The following is a 17,333-nucleotide window of genomic DNA, read 5'->3' as shown; positions in this document are numbered from 1 at the left end:
TACTCAAGAAGGATTCTTTTTCATAGGCATGAAAATTTTAAGAAAGATTTAGTACAAGTTATGTAACGATGATAAAGGAGAATGATTATCATGAATATCACCATTATTTCCGTAGGAAAACTAAAAGAAAAATATTTAAAACTAGGTATAGATGAATACAGTAAAAGATTAACTAGATATTGCAAACTTAGCATTGCTGAAGTTCCTGATGAAAAAGCACCAGAAAACCTAAGTGATGCAGAAATAGAAACTATTAAAAGAAAAGAAGGGGAGAGTGTTTTAAGATATATAAAAGAAGGAATGTATGTTATAGCATTAGACATAAAAGGGAAAATGCTCTCATCAGAAAAACTAGCTTCACACCTAGAAAACCTAGGTATTACAGGAAATAGTAATATAGCCTTTGTTATAGGAGGCTCTCTTGGGCTATCTAAGGAAGTCCTAAAAAGATCAGATTACAAGCTATCCTTTTCACCCATGACATTTCCACATCAATTGATGAAGCTGATTTTACTTGAGCAAATTTATAGGGCTTTTAGGATTATTAAGAACGAACCGTACCATAAGTAACGGCGGTTTTTTGTTAGTTAAGTATGGCTCGCCTTATGGCAAGGAGTGTTAAATGACTTGAAGAATAGAGGTCAAGAAGATGTTTTAGTGTTGATGGTTTAGTTGGAATGAAAGAGGCAATAAATGCCGTATACCCCAAAGCCGAAATACAAAGATGTGTAATTCATCAATTAAGAAACTCCTTCAAACATGTATCTTACAAAGACAAAGTCCATTTTTCTATCTGACCAAAAAGATGCTATACTTAGCAAGCCAGAATGTAATGAAAAAATGGACCCAAAGATATCGTAATTGGAACATAGTGCTTAATCAGCTAATGATCCTATACAGTAGTAGGATAGAAACTCCACTATAATATCAACAATAGATTCATCTTAGCTAAAAAACTTACCTAAAGTTAAAGTGTAGATGGAATTCCGGTAGCAAAGTATACTAATGTCCCAATTATATAAAATTATTGCCAAAGGTATACAGTTTTATGTATAGGACTGCATACTCTTGGCAAATATAAAAGCAAATATTTTTCTCATTAACCTCATCATTAATATCTTGTCAGAAAGGTTCTATACCTTTAAGAACAAAGTTATTTACAGACTCTAAGTATAATAGTGCTGTTATATTTTTGATTTATCTGTTTTGAGACAATGCCTTACCTTCTAGATAGGTCTCTAAAGTTAAATCCTTGTCATATATTTCTTTTGCTGCATCCGCTCCTACATATCTAAGATGCCAAGGCTCATATTTATACCCAGTTAAATGCTCCTTACCTTTTTCATACCTTATAATATAGCCATATTTATGTGCATTTTCAGCCACCCATTCACCATCACGTGTAAAGGCAAAATCCTCTGAAAGTGCGAATCCTGCCCCTTTACTTGTTATATCCATTGCTAAGCCTGTTTGATGTTCACTATGACCTGGCTTTGCAGAAATTCTATCTGCTTCTATTTGTCCTAATTTTTCAACAGAGTTTTTATAGATAGCTTGCTGTCTACTATAGGATCTAAAGCCTGATACTGCATAAAGGTAAAATCCTTCCCTTTCAGCGGCCTTAAATAAGCTTTCCAGTGCTTGTGCTGCTTCTTTTCTCATGTTTTGCTTTTCATGTGGTCCTTCAAAGCTAAATCTAACATTAGGGACTGTTAAATCGGTTGGTTTATAATCAGACGGAAACCCAATTTCTTTGTTAATCAGGATAAGGATATCATTCAAATCCTTTTGAGTAGGAGGTAATTTTTCTTCAGTATTAGAATTAGAAGTTTTGACAGGTGGTTTTACTTCTATTTCTTCTTTTATAATGTCTTCTCTATTATTCGTATCTACAGGTGTTATTTCTTGAGGCTTAGAGGAAGTAATTTTATCATTTGCTTCAATAGGTGCAGGTTTTTGTTCAACAGCGATTACTTTTGCATCAACCTGATTGTTATTCCAAAAAATTCCAATTACCAAAGCTGAAATACACATTACAGCTAATGTCAGTAGCCTTCTTTTCATCATATTTCTTTTCCTTCTTTTCATCATATTCATTTTACTTCTCTTACTGGTTCTAGGTGCCATTGAACCATCGTTTCTTTTATCTTGAATCATTTTATATACCCCCTTTTTTATCCTTTGTTCTACAAGTTAGTAATTATCTAGACAAGCTATAGTACTAATTATAAAGGGCAAATGTATCTGAAGTTTACATAACTGTATATAATTTATAAATAACTTGTATCTAAGTTGTAAATTATATAGATATTCAATAAACTAGAGATAGAAAATAAGGTATCATAAGGGGAGGGAGGTATAGCTATGGTTAATAAGAAGATACTCATTATAGAAGATGAAGAAGCAATATCAAATCTTATTTCATATTCTTTGAAAAAAGAAGGATTTATCACAAATGTTGCTGCTACTGGAGAGGAAGGACTAAAGCTTTTAAAGGAGTTTAAGCCAGACTTGATAATATTAGATTTGATGCTGCCTGATATCAGCGGATTTGAAATTTGTAAAACTATAACAAGGGAGTACATCATACCAATCATAATGATTACTGCCAAATCAGATACAGTTGATAAGATTTTAGGAATGGAATTGGGTGCCGATGATTATATTACAAAGCCCTTTGATATAAGGGAGGTCATCGCAAGAATAAAGGCAGTCTTCAGACGAATTGATTTAATTTCAGAAGCAGGAGAAAACAACGAGTTTGAAGGTATAAGGATAGGAAAAAATATTGAAATATTTAAGGAAAAGAGAGAGGTATTTAAAGATAATACTAGAGTAGAGCTTGCCAACAAAGAATACGAATTATTAGTATTTCTAGCAGAAAGTAAAGGAAGAGTCTTTTCACGGGCAGATTTATTGGATAGAGTTTGGGGGTTTGAATTTGCTGGAGACACAAGAACCGTTGATATACATGTGCAAAGGCTTAGAAAGAAGCTGGATGAAAATAAGAACAGTTCTATTATAGAGACTGTTTTCGGAATTGGTTATAAAATATTATAAAAAAGGACAGTTGATCCTATGAGATATTCAATTCAGTATAAAATATTGATTCCCTTTATACTAGTCATATTCATTGGAATGACTTCTCTACTTTTTGTTTCATATAACATAAATGAACAAAACACCTTACAAGTTGTAGAGAAGGATATGATTGGAGATAGAAAAAGTCTCGACTTATATTTGAGACAGTATTTTTTAATTAATAATTTAGAATTAAATAAAATATCTCTGGAAGCTGAAGCAGAAAAGCTATCTAAGGGTTTAAGTGCTCAGATAGGAAGTATGATAGAAATAAATAGTCTTACAGGAAAAAGTGGAAGGGACTTTTTAGAAGAAGAAATTGTATTAGATGAGGATTTTTTACGAGCATTACTGGGTGAAACGGCATATACAATTAATAATGAAGAAAATAGAGTTATTGTTACTTTATCTTATCCGATTGAATTAAATCAGAATATCATAGGCATTATGAGAAGCACAAAAGACTATACTGAGCTTTTCAATTACAATAGGAGATTTAATAATGTTATAAATTATTTTGCTATTGCTATTTTTGTTCTTATATTCCTTACTTCCTTTTACTTATCTAGGCAACTAACAAAACCAATAAGACAGCTTATAAAGGGGTCAGAGCAAATTTCAACTGGAGATTACGATTTAAATATTAATATTAACTCACCTGATGAAATAGGCGAACTGGCTGATAGGTTCAAGTTTATGGCTCAGAGAATCAAAGAACAAATTAAAATTATACAAGGAGATAGAGATAAGCTGAAGGAGGTTCAAGCTCAAAGCAAAGTCTTTTTTGATAATGTAACTCATGAATTGAAGACTCCTTTAACTACAATAATGGGTTATGCCCAGGTGTTAAAGGAAAATGGATTTTCTGATAAAGACTTTTTTGATAAAGGGACATCCTACATTATTAACGAGAGTAAAAGACTAAATAAATTGGTTATTGAAATACTAGAGCTTTCTAAGACCGCTACAATGGATTTCAGCTATCATTATGAAAAGGTCAATTTATCAGAGTTAATTGCCGAGACTTGTGATGAAATGAAGATGAAGGGTAAAAAGTACAATATTGCTATTCATTACAGCCTTCAGAAGGACCTGTTTCTAAAGGGTGATAGAAATAAGCTTAAGGAAGTACTAATTAACTTGCTTGATAATGCAATAAAATATGGAAGAGTTAATTCTTCCATTGATGTGGATGCTTACAGACAAGATGGAGCTATTATATTAAAAATTAAAGATCAGGGTGAAGGGATTTCGGAAAAGCATATTAACAAAATTTTTGAACCTTTTTATAGAATTTCATCGAACACTTCAAAGGAAAAAGGCAGCGCTGGCTTGGGGTTAACTATTGTTAAAAATATTATAGAAAACCATCGTGGTACGATTGACATAAAAAGCAAATTAAACGAAGGAACAGTAGTTATTATTGTATTTGGAGGTGAGGGCAATATTTAAAAAAGGATATTTTAAAAAATACGAAAGTTTAATTATTTTTGTATTAGCCTTAGGCGTGTTTGTTCTTACCTTTTATATGTTAAGCAATAGTTTTATAGATACCACAAAGTCTAAAACAATTATCTTGGATAAAAGCATATTCGATGATAATACATTAAGACCTGAACTAAAGCTAGTAGTGGAGAGCTTAGATAAATTCAGTTCCCCATATCATATTTGGAATATAAACATTTTAGATAGTACTTCCTTGCTGTTTAACACACTTGAAGACAGAGGGAAGGGAGGTTCCTTCGGTATTCAGCTATTAAATATAGTTAACAAGACAGTACATCAAATAGTTAATGAAAATGCCTATACTTTTAGTCCTTCACCTGATGGAAAGAGTTTGCTATATAATACAATTAACGCTACTAAAGAAACTCAAATATATGATCTAGAAAAGCAAGAGGTTGTTAAATCCTTTAAGGGTACTGGGCATCAAATACTACCTGATGGAAATCGCTATATTGGAATGGATGGTGATAATCTATTTATACAAGAAATAGAAAGTGGCATGAAAAAGAATATAATTAGCTTATCAGCTTTTTATGAAAAACAAAAAGGGCCTCAAGAAATTTATGAAAGTATTAATGATATCAAAGTAAAGTATTATTTAGGACATACCAAGTATAAGTTTTCAATAGATGGAAACAAGGTATATTTTCTAGCCCCTTATGGAAACGGTGTAGCGATATATATGTTGGATTTAAATAATGATAATTCATTGGAGGTATTATCTACAGGATTTGTTGTTGATTTTACTCTACTAAACAGCAGAAATTTAATGCTCAGAGGAAATATTAACGGCGAAGAGGGCATTTTTATTTATAATACCGAAGACAAAACCTACAAGACAATTACAAAGGGGAATATCTATTATTTTGATATTACCTCCGATGGTAAACTTGCCTATATACTTCAGAATACAAAAGGCTCCAATGAATTACACATTGCCTATTATGATGGTGAAGTGATTAAATCTGATGAAATAATATATATAGATACAAATTATGTAACCTTCATAGGGTGGACTAAAGGAGGAAATCAGCTTTATTATGTAAGTGACAATATTGGTAGAAGTGAAATACTGAGATTTAATTTTAAAAGATTATAGAGTCAAAGACGTTCCTCTTAAAAGACATGTAAAAGACATGGGGACGTTTCGCTTGTCTTCTTTTTCTTTTTTTGCTATTCTTAAACAGAGGTGATAGAATTGGCACGAATGGCAAGAACAAAGAGTAAAACAGGGATATATCATATCATGCTAAGAGGAATTGATAAACGAAATATTTTTTTAGATGATGAAGACCGGATGAAGTTTTTAGAAAAACTGTTGAAGGCAAGAGAAGTAGGCAGATTTAAATTATACGGCTACTGCCTTATGGACAATCATGTACACATGTTAATAGAAGAACAGGAAGAGATCGGCAAAAGCATAAAGCGAATTACAGTAGGATACGTTCAATGGCATAATACTAAACATGAAAGAACAGGGCACTTATTTCAAAATAGATATAACAGTGAAGCGGTTGAAACAGAAGGATATTTAATAAATGTTTTAAGATATATACACCAAAACCCGGTAAAAGCAAAGATGGTAAGAAATGCAAAGGATTATCCATGGAGTAGCTATCATCAATATCTGTTAGAATATAACCAACAGAGTTCCTTTATAGACACAGAAATTGTAATGTCATATTATGCCGGACAGGAAGAATTTGAAAACTATATGAATACAGAGACAAAGGAAGAGTTTCTAGAATACAAGCAAACAAAAAAATACACAGATACTTCACTTAAAAAAATAATTGAAAAAGACATTAGAATAGAGGACTTGGTTCATCTTCCCATAGAAAAAAGAAATAAAAGAATAAAAGACATCTATCGAAATACAGAAGCCAGTATAAGACAATTAGCCAGGGTATTGGAGCTAGGAAAAGGGGTAATTGAGAAGGCAGTAAAATCAAAGGTATAACAAAAAAAGTTTAAATAGAGGACAAACGAAACGTCCCTTTGTCTACTTTACTTTGTCTACATAGCATAATAGAATGCATCAAAGTGACAGAAAAAAGAGTTTGCTACTGAAACAACTTTTTTCATACGTCCTTTAAAGGAAGAGATAGTGGAGGCACTAAAAGATATCCTAGGATTTAATTGATGAAATTCCCCTAAGATTTGCCTATAGGAAACTTTGACCACATAGGAAAGATAAAGGGTTTGAAAGATAAAATCGAAGGAATATTAATAATATGTTATGCGTTGGTGTACAGATATCCAAAGTGGATGAGGGCAGGTTAATAAAAGTATTTTCTGCATTGAGTATGGCGGTTGATTTATGGTCAAATATATCCATACTGCTTTCTTTTCATTAGAATAAACCCAAGTGTAATAAAAGAGGCAACCCCATCTGCCACCACAACAGTCAGCCAAACCCCATTAATTCCTATAATTAATGGCAAGGTGAGGATAATCACTGTAGGGAGTAGAAGCGTTCTTAGAAAAGATAGAGTTGCAGAAACTACTCCGTTGCATAGAGCAGTAAAAAAAGCTGAGCCGAATATACCAACGCCAGTAAAGAAAAATGATAGTGAATATAGCCGGAAGCCTTTATTCGTAAAAGCCGCAAGTGCAGTGTCACCTCTGGAAAAGGAGGATGCAATGAAACTTGAAAATAACTGTGCTAGTATCACCATGACTAATGATACAACGCAAACAACGACAGTGCTTTTTTGAAGCAGGTTTTTCAATTCAGCTTTATTGCCAGCACCATAATGGAAGCTGATAATTGGTGCTGTGCCGATGGAAAATCCTATAAAAATTGCTACAAAAACAAAACTCACATACATAATAGCAGAATAAGCTGCTACGCCAGACTCTCCGATAAGTTTCATCATTTGCAGATTGTAAAGTACCGTAACAAAGGACATGGATATGGTTGATACCATCTCCGAAGAACCATTCAAGCAACTTTTTAGAAGCATTCTAGGATATAGTTTGGTTTTGGTAAAATGCAAAATATCATTGTCTCGTACAAAATAATAGGCAATAGGAATCATACCCCCGATGATATATCCGGTAACCGTTGCCCAAGCTGCACCTGCAATCCCCCACTTGAATACATATATAAACAAAAAATCCAAAAAAATATTAGTAATACCGGAAACCACGGTCAATAAAAGACCGAGTTTTGGCTTTTCTGCTACTATAAAAAAGGTTTGAAAAGAAGTTTGAAGCATAAAAAAAACACTTCCCAATATTAGAATAGAGCCATAGGTGACACAATCTTCAATTAGTAAATCGCTTGCACCAAGTAAATACGAAAGTGGGCGAATCAGCACAATACAGATCGCTGATAAAACGATACCGCAAGCAATAATGGTAAGAACCAAGGTAGTAAAATACTGCTTTGCTTCATTTGTTTTTCCTTCACCTAATGACTTTGAAATCTCTGCACTGCCTCCGGTGCCAAGCATGAAACCAAAAGCACCAACGGACATAACCAGAGGCATAATAATATTGATAGAGGATAGTGCGTTGCTGCCTACAAAATTGGATACAAATAATCCATCTACTACGCCGTAAATGGAGGTGAAGACCATCATTACAATGGAAGGTATTGTGAATCTTAATAAGTGTCGATAGTTAAAATGATCTGATAATTGAATTTTCATAAGTTACTCCTTGTTTTTTCATATTCTTGTTTTTGTAAAATGTCTGCTAAATTTTTTCGTAACGCATTGAGGTAATCTTTGGAACCTTGAATTAAAGCAGTCCGTGATGATTCGCTTAGTTCCATAAAGGTTTTCTCTTCTGCTACAAAGATAACATCCAGATGTTTTTTTGCAAAAGCTTCTCCTTCTGGTGTTAATTGGATCTGTTTACTACGTCTGTCAACCTCGGAAGGATGTAAAGTAATCATTCCTTTTTTATTCAGTACTTTTAGTGCTGAATTTACGGTTTGCTTGCTCATAGACCATTGTTTACAGATGCTTTTTTGTGTGCATCCATTTTGGGATTGACGGATAAAATATAAAGTCCAATGTGCACTTACGGAAAGTCCACTTTGTATTGCCAATTGAGTGAAAAAGGCATCTATCTCATTGGAGATAGCATAGAATTCCATTAATTGTTTGTGCAAATTCACAAAAATAACACCTCCAAATAGTCCGATATCAGACTATACAATAAACTAATATTGAACTTTTGTCAAGTGTAACATTCCTAGCTCAGAGCGTATCCTATAGGAATATGTGATGAACTGATGATGTTATAAATGACAACACGCTAGTAATAGACTCTTCGGCACAAACACTTATTAAAAAAGAGAACATAAAGACGGAGACAAAAATTTTTAATGGATTTTTCTGAAAAATATTCTTCCGCCAAGGGGGTACTCTCGACTAAGGACATCATTTTTGTCTCCTCGAGGCAGTAGGAAAGCCAGTCCTTAAGCCACAATGTTAAGCTGGGTATCCGATATTGCTATCACCAAGGTGAAGTCCAGGTCAACCACAATTAGTTCTTGGGATATAATCAAATAGGTAGTCATCAAATAAGAACCGTCCCTGCTTACCCATGCCCTTGATGAGAAGAAGTAAAACAACGGAAAGGCATAAAACTCATCTAAATATGAATTTTTTTGTCTTAAGTAGAAGAATAGGAGCATGCTTAGAAAAAAACCGAGATTTCTATTGTGATAAACTTATCATTGTAACATAACTCTGAGAGTCTTTATTACAATAGGGGGGATAACATTGAAAAAGAAAATAAGCAAAATGATGGCACTTTTATTGTGCATGGTGATGGGGTTTACCTTAATCGCTTGTGATACAACGCAAGTAAGCAGTACAAACTATAAGGCAGGAACTTATACCGCCAGTGCTATCGGAAAAAATGGAGAAGTTGTTGTAGAGGTAGTTTTTACAGAGGATGAGATTGAATCGATAGAAATCATCGATCATAAGGAAACTGCTGGATTTGCCGACGTTCCAGTAAGAGATATTCCTAAAAAGATACTATTAAATCAATCGCTTGCAATAGATTCCATCAGCGGTGCTACAGTCACGAGTCAAGCTATATTAACAGCAGTTGAAGACTGTGTAAAACAGGCTGGAGGAAATTTAGAGGCTTTGATGTTAAAGGTAGAAGCATCAACAGTTGATAAGGTAGAGGAGCTTTCCTTTGACATAGTAGTCGTTGGTGGGGGTGCAGCTGGTAGTGCAGCAGCTTTGGCGGCTAGCGAAAGTTCCGACAGTGTTTTGCTACTTGAAAAGACAGCCAGTCCAATGGGTGCCGGTACTCTAGCAGGAGGGATGTTTGCAGCTGAGAGCTCTCTTCAGAAAAAAGCTGGAAAAGTTGTTGATAAGAAATGGATTTTTGACGAGTATATGAAAGCTTCAGATGGTTACATGAATTCTGTATTAGTACGTACTATTATTGATGAATCAAGTGAAACAGTTGACTGGCTAATGAAAAATGGAATGGAATTAAATTTAGCAGATGCTGGAAGTGGCTTTAGTTTCGCAAATGTAGGTAGACCATCAACTCTTCACGGCTATAATGAAGGTGGAATAGTAGCCATAAGCAAGCTTATAAAGGAATTTGAAGGAAACAATGGGACTGTTATGTTTTCAACCCCTGCAACAGACCTGTTAATAGATGATGATGGAAAGGTTACAGGAGTTATTGCTGCAAAAGATGATGGAAGCAAATTAAAGATAAATGCGAAGGCAGTTATATTGGCTACAGGAGGTTTTGGTGGAAATAAAGAAATGTTAAAGGAATACTTTGGTGAAAAGTATACAATAGGAGAGGTTACTTCATGTACAGGAGATGGAATAAAAATGGCATGGAGTGCCGGCGCAGCAGAATATGGTACTGCAACAGCCCATTATTTCTGGCAGACATTCACAGGGGAGGAATTCGGTGCATTGATAAATGCTGTGGGGGATGACTTCTTTTCATTGACAGAGTTTACTTTTTACCCTCATCTTAGAGTAAATATACTAGGTGAAAGATTCTGCGATGAAACGACAGTTACTGATTTTGCAACACACGGTGCACAACTTCATATGCAACCTAAGCAGACAGAGTACTTAGTTTTGGATACCAGCGTTCTGGAACAGATTGCTGAAAAGGGCTATGTTTCAGTAGAAGACCACTTTGGAACCTTCAAAGACAATAGAAATTTTTATATGGAGTTCAATGAGCCTAATGACACAGACCAACTTATTGAGAAAGAAAATACACCTAGGGATTATACACCTCTGTTAGAGGCAGCAGTAGGCACAAATGTGGTGTTTAAAGGTGAAAGCATAGAAGCGTTAGCAAAAAATATGGGGATAGATGCCGTGACATTTAAAGCAAGTGTAGATCAGTATAATAAGGCAATTGAATTAGGAAGAGATGAAATGTATTTCTCTGATACGAAAAGGCTTGTTCCTATAAAAAAAGGACCATATTATGCAGTCAAGTATGTCACTCGGAATTTAAGTACATTGGGTGGCGTGGCTATTAATGAAAAGATCCAAGCAATAGATGAAAATGGGGTTTCAATTCCAGGACTATATGTAGCAGGTGCGGATGCTGGAGGTATGTATGGGAAAGCATATGTTAATTTCGAAGGAGGAACACTAGGTTTTGCTTATACATCAGGCAGATTAGCAGGCCAAAATGCAATCTCTTATATAAACAAATAACTACTTAAATTGAATCTCTTAGCGAAGAATGGTATAATATTGACAATATTTAAACGATACTGACATTATGAGTCAGTATTATATCTTTTGGAGGATATTCTATTATGATTAACTTACTAGGGCTGATACAGATGTATAATACCTATGACCACAATAGCATTTTTCACAGCGTAGCAACCTGTCTTATTAAAAATTACAGGTTGTTGGATACAATGACTTCTACAGAAATTGCAGATTTATGTAATGTATCACTTTCAACTTTAAATCGGTTTTATAAGAAGATGGCTTACCCGATGACTGTATCAAGTCTACCTAGTTTAGTCAGCCAGACTAAGGATAATTACATGTTTGATGGGAATTACATTCCTTTTGGAATAAATAACAATATAGAGTGTGGAATGGATTATTATATTGACATATTACAGGAAAGAATCGCCTCTTTGCATGAATTGATTGATAAAGAACAGATTAAAAATTTAGTGGAGGATATCAACTCATGTACAAAGGTAGTATTTTTAGGATGCCCCATCCCACATGGAGTCTGGAGATTTCAGATGGATTTAACTTTACAAGGAATAGAGAACAGTGCTTTCATGGATCCAAATTACCAAGTTCAAGCGCTTGATTGTCTTGAAAAAGGCACAATTGTTTTTTATACACAGTACTGCAGACTTGGGGATAATATATACAAGAAAGGAATATTAAAATGTAAAGACAAAATTAAAAAAGTTGTGATTCTTACAAACAATAAAGAGCACCCATTGTCATCTCTTGCTGATTACTTATTTTACTACGAGGGGAATGGTACAGAACAGGATAATATCTTGATAAATATATATATGAATCTTATCGCTCTAACTTTTAGAAAAAAATAATAAATTATATAATCTTCTTAGTAAGATTGGAAAAAGCTGATGTACAATAATTATATGTACATCAGCTTTTTCAATTTGGGAATTCCCTCTTTGATATATATACTGAATTTTCCTGTGTTTTTTAAGTTGATACATTGCTTTTAAAAAATGTTACTTTTAGATTAATTCTTGTTATTCTAAATATTAGTATAATATTAACATTCGCTTTATTAGAAGTCGTTTCTAAATCTAGAAAGGATGACAATAATTTTTTAATTCATTGGGCTTAGAGAGCAAGTGCTATTCCAACCTGATTTTGTTGATACTATCAACTCCAGGCACCTAGTGTGTGATCTGACATCAATTACAGGAAAATTACCATATATTGGATAGTGCTGAGTATTATGATGAAGCCATATCAAGAATCTGACACAGGTAGTTACAGAGAAGTGTGGCTTATTTCAGATGTGATTTGGAAAGGGGAAAAATATATAGGAAAGAAAATTTTTTATCTGATGATGATAAAAACAGATTTATAGAAACCTTATTTAAAATGAAGGATAAATATAATTTTATGATCTATGCTATTGTCTTATGGATAATCATGTCCATTTATTAATCGGTGACAATGGTAATGACATATCCAAAATCAAGGGACAAGGGGACAGGTTCATTGTCCGAAAGTGGTTTATAGATTTCTCAATAAAACCATTGTTTAAACTCGATAAAAAACCGCCAGTTAAATGATACGGTGAACCTTATCATAAGTAACGGCGGTTTTTGAAGAACCTTAGAATCTAATAGATAAATAAAGAAATTTAATTTATAATAATAATATAGATGAAGTAAATGGTAGCAAAAAGGAGGAAACCATTATGAGTAAGCAAGATAAGTTGGTTATTGGATTCGGCTCCAAGCAAAGACTGTAAAAACAAAGATGTACTTTGTTTGGGGCCATTTTTAAAGAGAGATTCGATAAAATAACTTTATGCAGTCTTTGCTTCAATATTAATAAATAATAATATTGAATAGGAGCAAAGATTATGAAATATGAAAAGGCACAAAACCTATTACCAAAAGATATCGTTGAACTGCTTCAGCAATATGCTGATGGGAAATATATCTATATACCTAGAAAAACTGAAAATAAAAAGAAATGGGGAGAAAATAGTGGATATAAGGATGAAATAAAGAAAAGAAATATAGAAATTTTTAACAAAAACTTTAAAGGAACACCTATAAAAGCTCTTGCTAAGCAGTATTATCTTACCGAAAATAGCATTAGAAGAATCCTTAGAGCATACAAAATATGAAGAAAATAAAAATATCCAAAAGATACTTGATATTAAAAGAGATCAAGTATCTTTTTTTATTAAAAGGTCAAGGATAATACAGAAATGATTATGGTCACCAAAGAACTTGTGTTAATGGTATTATGAATATAATTGGATGAGAGAGTATACAATGGTAGGAGGGAGTTACATGAATAAAATCAATATTCTAGAAATCAAGGTTGGTTTTAATGATGAAATAAATAGGATTTATCCAGTAATAATTGAAGGTGAAGGGGAAATGATTTTGGTTGACTGCGGATATCCAAATTTTTTATCACTGGTAGAAGAGGAAGCAATAATTAGAGGGATTGATATAAAAAAACTGTCTAAGATAATTATAACTCACCACGATTTCGATCACATGGGGTCTTTAGCGGCATTTAAAAGAAAGTATCCTTCTATAAAGGTATTGGCATCCATAGATGATGAAAAGTATATAAATGGAAGTAAAAAATCATTAAGACTACAACAGGCAGAATCTATATATGATTTTTTATCAGAGGGAGAAAAAGAGGGTGCAAAAACTTTTCATAGCATACTTGAATCAGTAGAGCCCTGTGATGTTGATATATGCATAAAGGACAAGGATTTTTTTGATTGTTGTGGAGGTATTGAAATAGTTACTACTCCAGGACATGTGCCAGGACATATTTCAATTTACATTAAAACTAGTAAAACATTGATTGCTGGGGATGCATTAGTTATTGAAAACAATAAGCTTGCTATTGCAAATCCACAATATACTTTAGACATGGTAGCTGCAAAAAAATCAATTATTAAATTAATGAATTATGAAATAGATAGAATTATTTGCTACCACGGGGGAGTTTATAAAAAAGATATTAAAAAGTCGTTGAGTAGCATTATTTCAAGTTAAGTTAGTGATTTGTCCTAAGTAACTGTTTTATTATAAGTAAAATCGCCGATACAACGATACGGTAAACCGTACCATAAATGACTGCGGTTTTTTGATAATGGTACTAGCATATTGGAAGAAGTGGTTTTTCTAAAGGAGTTAGTAGGAGCAGATCCTGCTGGCTCCTTTGTTTTGCAAGGAAGGTGATTCCTATAAGGGTCTAGAATTGTAATAAAAGATTTCTTTAAAATTATAAAATCAAAAACTTAACCTAAATATAATTGACCTAGTAAATCTAAAAAGATAAAATTTTTGATAGATTTACTCTTATTGTTACGAAGTATTGAGTGAAAAGATAAATATATAAAAAAATCTACATGTAGAAAGCAACACTTAAAGAAGGTGATACTATTGAAAATAACAGAAGAAAATTTTATTGATCAAATGAAGATTGGAAATGAAGGAGCTTTAGAATATGTCGTTGATAATTATGCATGGATCCTCAAGACCGTTTTAAAAAAACATCTTTTCTCTCTTGTGAATTTTTATGAAGAATGTATGAATGATTGTATCCTTGCTATTTGGGAGAATATTCACTACTATGATCCAAAGAAATCCAGCTTTAAGAATTGGATAGGTGGAATAGCAAAATATAAGTCTATTGATTATGTAAGGAAATATTTAAAGGATTTAGAAAATGAAAATATAGAAGATTTAATAATCCCTGTGGAAGATTATTCTCTTATTGAAATTTTGACAGATGAAACCAGCAAAGAAATTAAAAAAATGCTACAGAGTTTATCGGAAGAGGACAGGAAGATTTTCCACAAATTATATTTTGAAGACAGAGATATGGATGAGATATCTAAAGATACAGGACTTAGCAAACCTATTCTTTATAATAGAATTTCAAGGGGTAAAAAGAAACTTCGTGGAATCATTGGTATTGAGGGAGGGTATGAAAATGAAAAACTCTAAAAATATTTATGAACTTCTAAATCAAATGGAATTTAATATTAATGATTATGAAAGAGAGGAATTAACGGATATGGAAAAGAAAAAATTGAAAGAGAATTTTAGAAAAAAAAGAAAGAAAAAATTTGATTTTAGAAAAATAGGCATCATTGTTGCTACTTTAGTATTAACTATAGGTATTTTTAGTCAAACAAGTTTTGGGAAAAATGTCTATGCTGCTACTCAATCAACAATCTCAGAAATTACTTATTCTATAGGGAAAGCATTGGGTATTGAAAGGAATATTGAGCTTTATGGAAATGTAGTTGATCAAATAGTAGAAAATAATGGAGTAGAAATCAAATTAACTGATGTTATTATCGATAAAGACGAGTTGATTTTTTCTACAATTGTCAACATCAATAAACCTGTAGACGGGTTTATGTTTGATCATAATATTTTTATTAATGGGAAGAAATTAAGGAATAATGGTATGACAGGTAGTTGTGGAAAAATTGATGATTCTGAAACAATGTTTGTTGACACTTATCTTGTTGATGCTGTAGGTATTGATACTAAAGAAAATATAGATATAAAAATTGTTTTTAGTGATTTGAATTACTTTACAATTAAATCTGAAGATATAGTAGAAGGGAAAGTGAAAGGAAAATGGATATTTGAATTCACAGCAGATGGTAGTGAATTAATGGCAGATACTTATGTGTTGCCATTAGATTATTCTTTCGACATAGATAATCAAAGCTACATTCTGGAAGAACTTAGATACAATCCTGTAAATCAAAAGATACGAGGAAATGTGAAAGGAAAATCCAATGGCTCTTATCAAATTGACTTAAGAGGATATGATAATTTAGGAAATGAAATAACCTTTTATTTAAGCAGTAAATCAGGTGAAGATTTTGTATTTAAATACTCAAATTTATACAAAGATTTTTCTGATGAAATTACATCTATTACCTTAACTCCATATGCTGCAAAGCTACCGGAAGAAAGCGGGAGGGAGAGTAATGATTATAAACAAGTTGGAGAAGAATTTACAATATTTTTAAACAAATAATGATATATGCAATAACAGAAGTGGTGAGGAAGTCCTCGCCACTTCTGTTATTTTTGCAACGTTATTTTGCTTGCTTCTTTACATAAAACCTTCAGTTCAGGGATACGGAGAACCGTACCATAAGTGACGGCGGTTTTTCCAAAAGTTAGTATTCACAATGAATAAGAAATATCTCCAGTGGAAAAGTCTCTGATGTGTAGTATATCTAGGCATGAAAAACCCCACTGAAATCAGTGGGGTTTAGGGTAAAATAAATTACAATCTACATTATAAAAAACCGACTTACTTACACATAATATAAAAGACATAGCTATATTCAGAACAATATTTATGGTATAGATTAATTTCTGTCTGTAGAATATTAATAGCCTGTTTTGCAACTTCATTGTTTGTATACTTTTTAAGCATCCTACTAAGATTAGCTTGCAATGGATTATGATAATTATCGGTCCAATCGATGACAGGCGCAATAAAATGAGATTTATAACAATACCCTGCATTTTTAATTTGATTTATTTTGGTTTCTACAGTATCAATTTGTGGATAGTTATTATTCCAATAATCATAATCGTTGAATGAATCGTGCAAGGTATGCTTTAGAATATATTTGCTGGTATAACTAGAAATATAAATGATGTCTCCAACTTATTTGTAGAAAAAGCTAAAGGTTGACGATAGAAGCGCGTTATTAGACATACTAGGCCACCTAATTACTCATAACAGTTAAAAAAATTGGTATATTTTTAGTTGAAGCAGAAAACATGCAGACAAAAATATAACTTGTGAAATAAAAATTAATTTTGATACTTTTATTTTTTTATAAAAACACAGGATAGTTAGACATAGCATAAGCTCCGCCAACATTTTAATGCTTTGAGATATTTGTTTCCTACTAAAAAATTTACCTAGGAGTGAGTGAAAACTCTACAATCTTACGAATAGTATTATGAAAGACGTTTTTCAAATATAAAATAACAATATAAAGTA

14 protein-coding genes and 1 pseudogene are annotated in these 17,333 nt (G+C 32.6%); 12 read left to right on the top strand and 3 right to left on the bottom strand.

The genetic code is table 11. The features are described from left to right. Positions 1-90: 90 nt before the first annotated feature. Both rlmH and CHB72_RS13330 read left to right on the top strand, forming a co-directional pair. Positions 91-570 (top strand): 23S rRNA (pseudouridine(1915)-N(3))-methyltransferase RlmH, encoded by a 480-nt coding sequence (gene rlmH / locus CHB72_RS13335; protein ID WP_089283376.1) that lies wholly within the window; start codon positions 91-93, stop codon positions 568-570. Between the two features lie 36 nt (positions 571-606). Continuing rightward, positions 607-925: pseudogene (locus CHB72_RS13330) on the top strand (transposase); the annotation flags it as partial. A gap of 272 nt (positions 926-1,197) precedes the next feature. On the opposite strand, the gene CHB72_RS13325 reads toward CHB72_RS13330, so the two are convergent. Beyond that, positions 1,198-2,157 (bottom strand): M15 family metallopeptidase, encoded by a 960-nt coding sequence (locus CHB72_RS13325; RefSeq protein ID WP_207652559.1) that lies wholly within the window; start codon positions 2,155-2,157, stop codon positions 1,198-1,200. Positions 2,158-2,364: 207 nt separating this feature from the next. Here CHB72_RS13325 and CHB72_RS13320 point away from each other — a divergent pair, with 207 nt between their 5' ends. From CHB72_RS13320 to CHB72_RS13305, 4 genes are all read left to right on the top strand, one after another. Further along, complete coding sequence (locus tag CHB72_RS13320; RefSeq protein WP_089283375.1) at positions 2,365-3,060, top strand: response regulator transcription factor; 696 nt, start codon at positions 2,365-2,367, stop codon at positions 3,058-3,060. Positions 3,061-3,078: 18 nt separating this feature from the next. Then, positions 3,079-4,533 carry a sensor histidine kinase gene (locus CHB72_RS13315; RefSeq protein ID WP_089283374.1) on the top strand — a complete coding sequence of 485 codons (1,455 nt, stop codon included), beginning with the start codon at positions 3,079-3,081 and terminating at the stop codon, positions 4,531-4,533. Beyond that, a complete protein-coding gene (locus CHB72_RS13310) occupies positions 4,511-5,686 on the top strand; it encodes a TolB-like translocation protein (RefSeq protein WP_207652558.1) in 1,176 nt (391 codons plus the stop codon). Before CHB72_RS13315 ends, CHB72_RS13310 begins: the two co-directional genes overlap by 23 nt. A gap of 108 nt (positions 5,687-5,794) precedes the next feature. Continuing rightward, on the top strand, positions 5,795-6,547 hold the full coding sequence (locus CHB72_RS13305) for an REP-associated tyrosine transposase (protein ID WP_242975133.1): 753 nt from the start codon (positions 5,795-5,797) through the stop codon (positions 6,545-6,547). A gap of 364 nt (positions 6,548-6,911) precedes the next feature. On the opposite strand, the gene CHB72_RS13300 is transcribed toward CHB72_RS13305, so the two are convergent. Beyond that, positions 6,912-8,243 (bottom strand): MATE family efflux transporter, encoded by a 1,332-nt coding sequence (locus CHB72_RS13300; RefSeq protein ID WP_089283371.1) that lies wholly within the window; start codon positions 8,241-8,243, stop codon positions 6,912-6,914. Further along, positions 8,240-8,716: a MarR family winged helix-turn-helix transcriptional regulator gene (locus CHB72_RS13295; protein ID WP_089283370.1), complete on the bottom strand. Its 477-nt coding sequence runs from the start codon at positions 8,714-8,716 to the stop codon at positions 8,240-8,242. The genes CHB72_RS13300 and CHB72_RS13295 overlap by 4 nt, the downstream gene beginning before the upstream one ends. A 610-nt stretch (positions 8,717-9,326) precedes the next feature. Between CHB72_RS13295 and CHB72_RS13290 the strand changes: the two genes are divergently transcribed. From CHB72_RS13290 to CHB72_RS13265, 6 genes are all read left to right on the top strand, one after another. Next, positions 9,327-11,270: an FAD-dependent oxidoreductase gene (locus CHB72_RS13290; RefSeq protein ID WP_089283369.1), complete on the top strand. Its 1,944-nt coding sequence runs from the start codon at positions 9,327-9,329 to the stop codon at positions 11,268-11,270. Between the two features lie 104 nt (positions 11,271-11,374). Beyond that, positions 11,375-12,145: a MurR/RpiR family transcriptional regulator gene (locus CHB72_RS13285; protein WP_089283368.1), complete on the top strand. Its 771-nt coding sequence runs from the start codon at positions 11,375-11,377 to the stop codon at positions 12,143-12,145. A 1,022-nt stretch (positions 12,146-13,167) separates the two neighbouring features. Then, positions 13,168-13,437 carry a CD3324 family protein gene (locus CHB72_RS13280; RefSeq protein ID WP_089283367.1) on the top strand — a complete coding sequence of 90 codons (270 nt, stop codon included), beginning with the start codon at positions 13,168-13,170 and terminating at the stop codon, positions 13,435-13,437. A gap of 169 nt (positions 13,438-13,606) precedes the next feature. Continuing rightward, positions 13,607-14,335, top strand: coding sequence for an MBL fold metallo-hydrolase (locus tag CHB72_RS13275; RefSeq protein ID WP_089283366.1), 729 nt, complete (start codon positions 13,607-13,609; stop codon positions 14,333-14,335). Between the two features lie 390 nt (positions 14,336-14,725). Next, positions 14,726-15,292, top strand: a complete 567-nt coding sequence (locus CHB72_RS13270; protein WP_089283365.1) for a sigma-70 family RNA polymerase sigma factor — start codon at positions 14,726-14,728, stop codon at positions 15,290-15,292. After that, positions 15,279-16,346: a DUF4179 domain-containing protein gene (locus tag CHB72_RS13265; protein ID WP_089283364.1), complete on the top strand. Its 1,068-nt coding sequence runs from the start codon at positions 15,279-15,281 to the stop codon at positions 16,344-16,346. Before CHB72_RS13270 ends, CHB72_RS13265 begins: the two co-directional genes overlap by 14 nt. Positions 16,347-17,333: the final 987 nt, after the last annotated feature.

Origin of the sequence: Anaerovirgula multivorans, assembly GCF_900188145.1 — a bacterium.
GTDB lineage: Bacteria > Bacillota > Clostridia > Peptostreptococcales > Natronincolaceae > Anaerovirgula > Anaerovirgula multivorans.
Note: the sequence above shows the minus strand (reverse complement) of the source record. Positions and strands in the feature narration are given on the sequence as shown.